Here is a 9,617-nt window from a genome sequence, read left to right as displayed (position 1 = left end):
CGCAGCCCTGGCCCGCCCGGCTGGCGCACGCGACGGCCCTTGCGGCGGCGGCGGTCGCCGCGCCGGTGGCGGGCGAGTTCGACGCGCGGGCGTACGCGGAGCTGCGGGGCGAGGTGAAGGTGGCGGAGGCGGGGTGAGAGGCCCGGGCTCCGAGGGCGCGGAGGCGGAGTGGGGAACCCGGGCTCCCCGTCCTACTTCGTCACGTGCCCGGCCTTCAGCCACACCCGGTCGAAGTTGGCGTCGCAGGTGTCGCCCTCGTCGCACGAGAAGGAGATGGCGTTCGTGCCCTTCGTCAAGTTGGTGAAGACGTAGGAGGTGGTCCAGCCCTTCTCCCAGTCGCCCTCGGGGGCCTGCGCCCAGTTCTTGAGGGAGAGGTCGCGGCGGTCGCCGCCGTTGACGTAGAGGCTGGCCTGCTGGTCCTTGCCGGGGACGCCGTAGTCGAGAAAGACGGTGTACTCGCCGGCCTTCGGGACACTGACGTTCCAGGTGAGTTTGGCGCCGGGCTTGTTGAAGCCGGCGACGTAGCCGCCGCCGTCCGCCTTGGCGCCCTTCACGTCCGAGGCGACCGAGGGGCCGCCGGAGAGCTGGAGGGTCTTCGCGTCGGCCTTCGGGAGTTCTTCCTCCGGCTCCTTCGACGCGTCGTCGCCGGGCTGCTTGTCGTCGGCCTCGCCGCCGTGGCCCTGGGAGGCGGTGGCGCTGGGCGCCGGGTCCTTCGCGGCCTGCTTGTCGTCGCCCGAGCCGCCCGTGACCACTGCCACGGTGATGCCCACGGCGACGGCGCAGACGACCGCGACGGCGCCGATGAGCAGGCCCTTGTTGTTGGGCCCGCGGCCCCGGCCACCGCCCTGCCCGTTGGCGGCGCGGCGGCCGCCGCCCGCCGGGGGTCCGCCGGGCAGGTTCTCCGGCGCGGCGTAGTGGGCGTTCTGCTGCGGGTACGCGGCTGTGGGGGCGGCCTGCTGGGGGGCGCTCTGCTGGCTCTCCTTGGGCGGGTACCCGTACCCGTACTGCCGTTCGCCGACCGCCCTGACCTGGTGGTGCGAGCGCTGGCCGGGGTAGCCGTAGCCGCCGCCCGCGGGGGGCCTGGCCCCGGCGGACTGGCCGTCGGCGTAGAGGTAGCCGAAGGGGTCGTCCTCCTCCGTGCCCGCTGTCCCCGGGTTCTCGCCCTCGGGCGGATTCGCACCGTTGTTGCCGGGGGGACCGGGGGTCATCGCTGGCTCACTCCTTGACGTGCTGAACGTGACGTGCGGGACGTGCTGGTCGCGGTACGGAACAGGCGTGCCGGGGTGCGCGAGCGGCACCGGCCGGTTCCGGCGAGCCTACCCGCTCCGCATGAACCCACCGCGTGGCCGGGACCACACGGCCCGAGGGGGCGCGGGGGTCAGATCGCGCGCCGGTGCTGCCGCGACCGGGAGCGTTTCTCGACGTACATCCGCTGGTCCGCCGACTGGAGGACTTCCTCCGGGCTCTCGCCGCAGCGCGCCCAGCCGATGCCGAAGCTCGCCCCCACCCGTACGGAACGCCCGTCGGCCCTGATCGGTTGCGTGATCGCGGTCCGCAGGCGTACGGCGAGGTCTTCCGCGTCGCTGCGCCCGACGCCGTCGGCGAGCACGACGAACTCGTCCCCGCCGAGCCGTGCCACGGTGTCCCCGTCCCGCACGCCGCCGCTGAGGCGTCGCGCGACCTCGATGAGGACGGCGTCGCCGACGTGGTGGCCGTAGCGGTCGTTGATGGGTTTGAAGCCGTCGAGGTCGCAGAAGAGCACGGCGAGGCCCTTGACGCCGTTGTCCGGCATGCCCTCGGGCGGCGGCGCGACGGCGTGCGTGTGCGTCTCGTAGCCGGTGGCGGGGGCGGCGTAGGGGGCGGCGGGGTCCTGGGTGAAGTCGTAGGTGTGGCCGCCCGAGTCGGTCACGGGGTGCGGCGGGTACGGGTGCGGCGTCTCGTCGGGCTGCCGCGGCTCGGTGGCGTACGGGGCCGGGGTGCCGTACGGGGCGACGGCGCCGGTCGCGTAGGGCTCGCCCGCGTAGTGCGCCGCCGCGTACTCCTCGTAGCTCTCGTAGTTCTCGTGGCGCGCGGAGGCGTCGGGGCGGTGGTCGCCGTAGGCGGCGTCGAGGCTTTCGACGGGGGTCGGGGGGCGGGCCGAGGGGCGTTCGCAGAGGCGGGCCGCGAGGCGGGAGCGCAGTTCGGCGCTGTTGGGCAGGCCGGTGAGCGCGTCGTGGCTGGCGCGGTGGGCGAGGTGGAGTTCGCGGCGCTTGCGGTCCTCTATGTCCTCGACGTGCGTGAGCAGGAAGCGCGGTCCGTCGGCGGCGTCGGCGACGACGGAGTTGCGCAGGTGCACCCATACGTAGCTCTCGCCGCTCTTCTCGCGGCGCAGCAGGCGCAGCTCGGCCCGGCCGCCCTCGGCCGAGGTGCGCAGCAGGACGCCGACATCCTCGGGGTGGGCGAGGTCGACGAAGGACCAGCGGCGCAGCGCGGAGGCGGAGCGGCCGAGGAGGCGGCACAGGGCGTCGTTGGCGCGCAGGACGCGGCCGTGGTGCTCGCCGCCGAGTTCGGCGATGGCCATGCCGCTGGGCGCGTACTCGAAGGCCTGCCGGAAGGATTCCTCGCTCGCGCGCAGTGCCTGCTGCTCGCGTTCCAGGCGGACGAGCGCGCGCTGCATGTTGGAGCGGAGGCGGGCGTTGACGATGGCGGTGGCGGCCTGTGCCGCGTACATCTGGAGGGCTTCGCAGCCCCAGGCGCCGGGGCGGCGGCCGTCGCGGGGGCGGTCGACGGCGAGGACGCCGACGAGGTCGCCGGCCTGCCCGGACTCGTACATCGGCGCGAGGAGCTGGTCCTCGGGGTGCCACTCGTCGGCGAAGCGCGGTTCGGGGCCCGGGGTGTACCAGGCGGGTATGCCGTCGGTCTCCAGCGCGCGGGCGATGTCGTGGCGCAGGAAGCGCAGCGCGCCCCACTGCTCGGCGGCGGCGAGCCGGCGTTCCCAGGCGGTGCGGGAGCCGATGCGGCCGGTGAGGAGGGAGTCGGCGGCGTCGCTGCCGGAGAGCGCGGCGACGACGAGGTCACCGTCGGGCTGGACGATGTTGACGGCGGCGAGTTCCCAGCCGATGCCGTTGACGACGCCGTCGACGACGGCCTGGAGGGTGTCGGCGAGACTGCGGGCGGTGGCGAGGTCGGAGACGGCCTGGTGGAGCCGGCGCATGGTCGCAAGGCGGACGTAGGGCTCCGACTCGGTCTCCATGCTCGTCTACTCCCCGAGACCTCGACTGCGACTCCAGGACGCGCGCCTCCCCCGGACCACCGGCGGGGCGGGTCGCCACCCTCGACAACCCGGACCGCTGATCATCCGATCACATCAGCACATTGGCCACTCCCCCACTGAATCACAGTGAGCTGTGCGTCCGGTACTCACGGTCAACTAAATGTGAGTGCTGTGACTCAAGTCACAGCGGAATCTGTGGCCTCGCGCACACTCTCTGTACGCCGCCTGTACGTTTTCGACCATCTGCTCCCCCACGCCCGCCCAGCACCGGCCCGCACCCCCGCCCTGCCCCCCGCCGGGGTCCCGCACGCGGGTGCGGTCTTAGGACCTCCGCTTCGGCCGCTGGTCCGATGCGGTGAGGGCTACCGGCGAGTTAGCGTGCATGACGTGTTCAGGACCGACGCCCCATCCCCCGCCGCCCCCGTCACCCCTCATGCTGTGGGGGTGAGTGACGAGGAGTTCAAGGCCGCGCTCAGCCGGCTCGCGGCCGGAGTCGTCCTGGTGACGGCCCACGAACCGCAGACCGACCCCGACGCCCCGCGCGGCGAGGACGCGGGCATGACGGCGACGGCCTTCCTGTCCGTCTCGCTCGACCCGCCGCTCGTCATGGTGAGCCTGCGCTCCGGCTCCCGCATGGACGACCTCCTCGACGAACAACCCCTGTGGGGCGTCTCCCTCCTCGCCCGCGAACAACGCCACATCGCGGGCCGCTTCGCGATGCGCGGCCGGGTCAGCGACCGCCTCCTCTTCGAGGACCTCCCCTACCGCAGAGGCGAACACACGGACGCCCCCCTGCTGAACGGCGCCCTCGCCACCCTGGAGTGCCGCACCGAACAACGCGTCGAGGCAGGCGACCACACCCTCGTCATAGGCCGCGTCCTGAGCGCGAACCTCCCGAGCGGGGACGGCGAACCGCTGGTGTACTTCAAGGGGAAGTACCGGGCGCTGGGGTAGCGGGGGTCTGGGCAGCGGGGGCGGGGCCGCGCGGGGCGGGGTCAGACGGGCGGTACGGTCCGGGCAGCGCGTGCCGCCGTACGCGCCGGGGCGGTCGCCCCGGCGGCGCGAGCCCCGTCCAGCCGTACCCGGCCCCTACCCCCAGTCCTTCCCCGACCTGCCCCGCTTCCTCTCCGACTGCTGTTTCTTCTCGCGCAGGCGGCGTTCGTTGAGGCCCTTGGGGATCTTGCGCTTGCGGCGGGCGGCCGGGGGTGGGGCCGTGGCCTCGGCGAGGAGGGAGGTGAGGCGGGCGGCGGCGAGTTCGCGGTTGCGCCACTGGGAGCGGTGTTCGGAGGCGCGGACGGCGAGGACGCCGCCGTCGCGGAGGCGGGGGGCGAGGCGTTCGAGGGCGCGGGCCTTCCAGACCTCGGGCAGCGCCTCGGTGGCGGCGAGGTCGAAAAGGACCTCGGCCTGGGTGTCGGAGGTGTTGACGTGCTGGCCGCCGGGCCCGGAGGAGCGCGAGAAGCGCCACTTCAGCTCCGCCTCGGGCAGGACGACCGAGCCACGGATGACATGGGGACCGGACATGCCTCCATGGTCGCGCGTCCCGGGGCGTGCGGCACGCGCTTTTCACGCCGGGGGTACGGGCGGGAGCGCGTGGGGCCGCCGTACGCCCCGGCTCGCAGAGTTTCGTAAAGAAAGCAAAGGACCCAGGAACCTTGCCGACGTGCCCCCGCGTTCATAGAAATGACGACGGTCCCGCCGAAGGCGTGGGGCCGTGATCGTTCGACGAAAGGGACACATCCCATGGCTGTAAGTCTGTCCAAGGGCGGCAACGTCTCGCTGACGAAGGAGGCCCCGGGCCTGACCGCCGTGACAGTCGGCCTCGGCTGGGACGTGCGCACCACGACCGGTACGGACTTCGACCTCGACGCCTCCGCGATCGCGGTGAACACGCAGGGCAAGGTCTACTCCGACGGCCACTTCGTGTTCTTCAACAACAAGCAGACCCCGGACCAGACCATCGTCCACACCGGCGACAACCGGACGGGCGAGGGCGCGGGCGACGACGAGGCCATCAACGTCAACCTCGCGGGCCTGCCCGCCGACGTCGACAAGATCGTCTTCCCCGTCTCGATCTACGACGCCGAGACCCGCAACCAGAACTTCGGCCAGGTCCGCAACGCCTACATCCGCATCGTCAACCAGGACGGCGGCACCGAGATCGCGCGCTACGACCTCTCCGAGGACGCGGCGACCGAGACCGCGATGGTCTTCGGCGAGCTGTACCGCAACGGCGCGGAGTGGAAGTTCCGCGCCGTGGGCCAGGGCTACGCCTCGGGCCTCGTCGGCATCGCGCAGGACTTCGGCGTCAACGTCTGACGAGGGCGGGAGGGGTCCGGGGCTGCGCCCCGGGCCCCCGCTTGTGGGGCTCCGCCCCACGCCCCGCTCCTCAATCGCCGGAGGGGCTGGAGCAGGGCGGCTCCTCCTCCACCGGCCGGTGCAGCTCCTCGCGGAACGTGTGCGCCGGGTACACGCCGAGTTCGCGCAGCTCGGCCGAGAAGAACGACAGCTCCTCCAGGGCCCGTACGAAGCCGGGGTCCTCGGGGTGGCCCGCCACGTCCACGTAGAACTGGCTGGCGTAGAAGCTGCCGCCGAGCTGGTAGGACTCGATCTTCGTGAGGTTGACGCCGTTGCTCGCGAAGGCGCCGAGCGCCTTGTAGAGCGAGGCGGGGATGTTGCGCGTGCGGAAGAGCAGGCTCGTGACGTACGCGACGCCCTCGGCGCGCTCCGGGCGCGGGGTCTCCTCGGCGCGCGCGAGGGCGAGGAAGCGGGTCGTGTTGTGGTGCTCGTCCTCGACCTGCGGGGCGAGCACCTGAAGGCCGTACAGCTCGGCGGCGGCCGGGGGCGCGAAGGCCGCGTGCGCCGGGTCGCCCAGCTCGGCGATCTCCCGCGCGGCGCCCGCCGTGTCCTCGGCGACGCGTGCCGTCCAGCCGTGCTCGCGGGTGATGCGGCGGCACTGGCCGAGCGCCTGCACGTGGCTGCGGACGACCTTGACGTCCTCGATGCGCGCGCCGGGCGGGCCGAGGAGGTCGAAGTGGATGGGGTGGAAGTACTCGGCGAACATCCGCAGCCCGGAGGAGGCGAGCAGCTGGTGCACGTCGGCGACCCGGCCCGCCGAGGAGTTCTCGATCGGGATGAGCGCGACGCGCGCCTCGCCCTCGTGCACCGCCTGGAGGACGTCCTCGAAGGTCGCGCAGGGCAGTGTGGGCACGCCCGGAAACATCACCGCGCTCACGGCGGCGGAATTGGACCCTGGTTCACCTTGGTACGCGACGGCGGAAGCGCTGCTCATGGTGCCAACGTACCGAAAGCGGGCGGGGCGACGCGGCGCTGTCCACGTGGTGAGGCAGCGGGGGCGGGTACGGGATCTACGCTCCGCCCATGCGCATCGAAACGCTTCTGCCCGCGGCCGACGACCCGCTCGCGCTCCCCGCGCCCGTCCTGCTCGAACTGACCGAGCTGTACGCGTCGGACAAGGAGTTCCAGCAGCTCAGCGGCGATTTCCCGGACCCCGAGGACATCCGCCCCGAGCAGGTCGCCGCCGCGCTCGCCGAGGAGCTCTCGCACCCCGACGCGGAAATCCTGCTCGCCCGCTCGCGCGGCCGGCTCGTCGGCCTCGCCGCGACCCTGCGCCACCACCCCTCGCGCCCCGACGACCCCGATCCGTGGATCGGCCTCCTGATGATCGACGGCCGCGCCCGCCGCGAGGGCCACGGCCGCCGCCTGACCCGCGCGGTCGAGGACCGCTTCCGCGAGGAGGGCCGCACAGGGGTGCGCCTCGCGGTCCTGCGCGGCAACGCCACGGCGATGGCCTTCTGGACGGCGCTCGGCTACGAGGTCATCGACGAACGCCCCGACCTGCGCCGCAGACGCCCGACGTACGTCCTGCGCAAGGACCTGCTGGCGGAGGGGGGCGGGGCGAGGGGGTGAGGGGGACGCGGAGGGGCGCGGAGGGGCGCGGAGGGGCGCGGGGGCGGGGCACTGGACGCGGCCCCCGCCGCCTAGTTCCCCGCCTACTCCCCCGCCTCCGCCAGCAGCGCCGCCATCCCCGCGAACCCCCGCCGCTCCGCGTGCGCGCGGGCCGTGACGCCCTCGCCGTCCGCGAGTTTCGGCCGGGCGCCCGCGGCGAGCAGGAGCCGCACGATCTCCTCGTGCGCCGCCCCGCCGTCGCCGAGGATCACGGCCTCCAGGAGCGCGGTCCACCCGAGCCGGTTCACGTGGTCGACGTCCATGTCCGTCTCGCGCAGCGCGGCCTCGACGTAAGCGACGTGCCCGCGCTCGCTCGCCGGGATGAGCGCGATCCCGCCGAAACGATTGCGCAGCGTGACGTCCGGGCCCGCGGGCAGCAACGTACGCATCATCGCGACGCTTCCCGTGACGCCCGTGGCGAGCCACGCGCTCTCCAGGCGCGTGTCCTGCGCGTTCGGGTCGGCGCCCGCGGCGACGAGCACCTCGGCCGCGGCGACGTGGTCGCCCTGCGCGGCGAGCAGCAGCGGCGTGCGCCGCGCCTCGTCCCGTACCTCCGTGCCCGCCCCGTCCGCGAGCGCGCGGCGGACGTTCTCCGCGTCGCCGGTGCGGGCGGCGGCGAGAAGGAGGGCGGCGGGGGACTGTGTTCCTGGCATCGGGGACTCCTGCGGGTACGGGACGGGGACGGCTCCTACTCCACCTCACCTGCCCAGCGCGGCGACACCCGCCTTCGCGAACGTCTCGTCCTGGTCGCCGCTCGGCGCGCCCGCGACACCGACCGCCGCGACCGGCGCGCCCTTCGCGGTGACGGGGGCGCCGCCCGCGAGGAAGAGCGTGCCCGGGATGTCCTTGAGGGTCGGCGCGGAGTCGAGGCGCTTGACGAGGTCGGAGGTGGGGGCGTTCCAGGAGACGGCGGTGTACGCCTTCTTGACGGCCGACTCGTAGGACTGCGGGCCCGCGCCGTCGCCGCGCAGCGTGACGACCGTGCGCCCGTCGCGGTCGACGACGGCGACCGAGACCTTCTGGTGGGCGCGCTGGGCGGCGTCGAGCGCGGCCTGCGCGGCGCGGGTCGCGGCGGCGGTCGTGAGGTGCGTCGTGGTGGTCGTGTCACGGCCGGAGACCTCGGCGGCGGGGGCGGAGGACGCGGCGGCGGGGCGGGACTGCGGGGACTCGGCGTTCGCCGAGACGGTGCCGAGGACCCCGGCCGCGCCGAGCGCGACGACGAGGGTGCCACCGGCGAGGACGCGGGTGCGACGGGCGCGGAGGGTGAGGGACATGGTTCGCTCCTGGGGTGTGGGTGGTGCGCCGGTGGTACGAGCCCTGGCGCACGGGTGCCGGGGGCCGCTCCGGCCTTCCCGGGTGTACGGGTACGGGCCGCCGTTCCTCCGGCGGCTCCCGCTCCTCCAGCCTGGCCGCTCGCGCCCGCCTTTCCCGTCGTCCGGCCGGCCACTCCCCACGCCCCGACCGGTCGGCCTCCGGGTCGGCCGATCGGTTGATGCGGGGCCCCGCGCGGGGCGCGATGATCGAAGGGGCACTCCGCCCCGTACCGCCACTTCCCGCCCCGTACCGCCGCCCCCGCACCCCCACAGGACCCCGCACCCATGCCCCCACCTCGCGCCACCCCCGGCGCCGCCGCCCGGGCCGACGAGGCCGCCGGAGCCGACGAGCGGCGGCTCACCGCGCTCCTCACCCTCGCCTTCCTCGCGCTGCTCGCCGGCGCGCTGCTCCGCTACGTGCTGCGGCACGGCGACAGCGGGCGGCTGCCGTGGGTCGTGGCGCTGAGCGTGGTGCTCGCGGGGACGCAGCTCGTACGGGGCGGCTCCGCGCGGGCGCGGCGGGGGCGGCTCGGCGTCGTCGCGGTGTGCTGGGCGGTCGTCGTCCTGCTCGCGCCGAGTTTCGCGTGGTGCGCGATCCCGCTCGTGCACACGGCGCTGCGCGTGCTGCCGGTACGGGCGGCGCTCGCGGCGATCACCGTGCTCACGGCGCTCGTGGTCGTCGCCGAACTGCGGCTCGCGGACGGTTTCGACCCGAACCTCGTCCTGGTCCCCCCGGTCGTCGCGGCGCTCGCGACCGGCGTCTTCCTGCATCTGAGCCGCGAGTCCGCGCGGCGCGGCGTGCTCATCGACGACCTCGTGCGCACGCGCAGGGAACTCGCCGCGACGGAGCGCCGCGAGGGCACGCTCGCCGAGCGGCAGCGGCTCTCGGGCGAGATCCACGACACGCTCGCGCAGGGCCTGTCCAGTCAGCGGATGCTGCTCCAGGCCGCCGAACGCCAGTGGGACCGCGACCCGGAGGCCGCCCGCGCGCACGTCCGCACGGCGGCCGGGATCGCCGCCGAGGGGCTCGCGGAGGCGCGGCGGCTCGTGCATGACCTGGGCCCGGCGGGGCTCGCGGGCGGTAC

General features: G+C 74.3%; 10 protein-coding genes and 1 pseudogene. 5 read left to right on the top strand and 6 right to left on the bottom strand.

Annotated features, from left to right (window positions below; genetic code table 11):
* A pseudogene (locus tag G3I42_RS37740) lies at positions 1–137 on the top strand (1-phosphofructokinase); the annotation flags it as partial.
* Positions 138–191: 54 nt separating this feature from the next.
* On the opposite strand, the gene G3I42_RS21325 reads toward G3I42_RS37740, so the two are convergent.
* Both G3I42_RS21325 and cdgB read right to left on the bottom strand, forming a co-directional pair.
* A complete protein-coding gene (locus G3I42_RS21325) occupies positions 192–1,208 on the bottom strand; it encodes a CBM35 domain-containing protein (RefSeq protein WP_164288262.1) in 1,017 nt (338 codons plus the stop codon).
* Positions 1,209–1,378: 170 nt separating this feature from the next.
* Positions 1,379–3,232, bottom strand: a complete 1,854-nt coding sequence (cdgB, locus tag G3I42_RS21320; protein WP_164288260.1) for a diguanylate cyclase CdgB — start codon at positions 3,230–3,232, stop codon at positions 1,379–1,381.
* Positions 3,233–3,697: 465 nt separating this feature from the next.
* Here cdgB and G3I42_RS21315 point away from each other — a divergent pair, with 465 nt between their 5' ends.
* The gene (locus G3I42_RS21315) at positions 3,698–4,207 is read left to right on the top strand and encodes a flavin reductase family protein (RefSeq protein ID WP_343244612.1); all 510 of its coding nucleotides are present in this window, start codon (positions 3,698–3,700) and stop codon (positions 4,205–4,207) included.
* A gap of 135 nt (positions 4,208–4,342) precedes the next feature.
* Here G3I42_RS21315 and arfB read toward each other — a convergent pair whose 3' ends face one another.
* Positions 4,343–4,774 (bottom strand): alternative ribosome rescue aminoacyl-tRNA hydrolase ArfB, encoded by a 432-nt coding sequence (arfB, locus tag G3I42_RS21310; protein WP_164288256.1) that lies wholly within the window; start codon positions 4,772–4,774, stop codon positions 4,343–4,345.
* 219 nt (positions 4,775–4,993) lie between these two features.
* On the opposite strand from arfB, the gene G3I42_RS21305 reads away from it, so the two are divergent.
* Entirely contained in the window at positions 4,994–5,569 is a 576-nt protein-coding gene (locus tag G3I42_RS21305) for a TerD family protein (protein ID WP_164288254.1), read from the top strand.
* 70 nt (positions 5,570–5,639) lie between these two features.
* On the opposite strand, the gene G3I42_RS21300 is transcribed toward G3I42_RS21305, so the two are convergent.
* Positions 5,640–6,542, bottom strand: a complete 903-nt coding sequence (locus tag G3I42_RS21300) for a prephenate dehydratase (RefSeq protein ID WP_164288252.1) — start codon at positions 6,540–6,542, stop codon at positions 5,640–5,642.
* 89 nt (positions 6,543–6,631) lie between these two features.
* Here G3I42_RS21300 and G3I42_RS21295 point away from each other — a divergent pair, with 89 nt between their 5' ends.
* Positions 6,632–7,180, top strand: coding sequence for a GNAT family N-acetyltransferase (locus G3I42_RS21295; protein WP_164288250.1), 549 nt, complete (start codon positions 6,632–6,634; stop codon positions 7,178–7,180).
* Between the two features lie 83 nt (positions 7,181–7,263).
* On the opposite strand, the gene G3I42_RS21290 is transcribed toward G3I42_RS21295, so the two are convergent.
* Together G3I42_RS21290 and G3I42_RS21285 are read right to left on the bottom strand one after the other, a co-directional pair.
* On the bottom strand, positions 7,264–7,872 hold the full coding sequence (locus G3I42_RS21290) for an ankyrin repeat domain-containing protein (protein ID WP_164288249.1): 609 nt from the start codon (positions 7,870–7,872) through the stop codon (positions 7,264–7,266).
* 45 nt (positions 7,873–7,917) lie between these two features.
* The gene (locus G3I42_RS21285; protein WP_164288247.1) at positions 7,918–8,493 is read right to left on the bottom strand and encodes a heme-binding protein; all 576 of its coding nucleotides are present in this window, start codon (positions 8,491–8,493) and stop codon (positions 7,918–7,920) included.
* A 324-nt stretch (positions 8,494–8,817) separates the two neighbouring features.
* On the opposite strand from G3I42_RS21285, the gene G3I42_RS21280 reads away from it, so the two are divergent.
* The coding region (locus G3I42_RS21280; RefSeq protein WP_239096588.1) for a histidine kinase at positions 8,818–9,617 on the top strand (800 nt) is incomplete at its 3' end.

The sequence above is a fragment of the Streptomyces sp. SID11385 genome (assembly GCF_010548245.1).
GTDB lineage: Bacteria > Actinomycetota > Actinomycetes > Streptomycetales > Streptomycetaceae > Streptomyces.
This window is presented reverse-complemented; position numbering and strand designations above follow the sequence as displayed.

Coding starts and splice junctions, on each gene's coding strand:
- G3I42_RS21325 (WP_164288262.1), bottom strand. CDS start 1,208: ATGACCCCCGGTCCCCCCGGCAACAACGGTGCGAATCCGCCCGAGGGC.
- cdgB (WP_164288260.1), bottom strand. CDS start 3,232: ATGGAGACCGAGTCGGAGCCCTACGTCCGCCTTGCGACCATGCGCCGG.
- arfB (WP_164288256.1), bottom strand. CDS start 4,774: ATGTCCGGTCCCCATGTCATCCGTGGCTCGGTCGTCCTGCCCGAGGCG.
- G3I42_RS21305 (WP_164288254.1), top strand. CDS start 4,994: ATGGCTGTAAGTCTGTCCAAGGGCGGCAACGTCTCGCTGACGAAGGAG.
- G3I42_RS21300 (WP_164288252.1), bottom strand. CDS start 6,542: ATGAGCAGCGCTTCCGCCGTCGCGTACCAAGGTGAACCAGGGTCCAAT.
- G3I42_RS21295 (WP_164288250.1), top strand. CDS start 6,632: ATGCGCATCGAAACGCTTCTGCCCGCGGCCGACGACCCGCTCGCGCTC.
- G3I42_RS21290 (WP_164288249.1), bottom strand. CDS start 7,872: ATGCCAGGAACACAGTCCCCCGCCGCCCTCCTTCTCGCCGCCGCCCGC.
- G3I42_RS21285 (WP_164288247.1), bottom strand. CDS start 8,493: ATGTCCCTCACCCTCCGCGCCCGTCGCACCCGCGTCCTCGCCGGTGGC.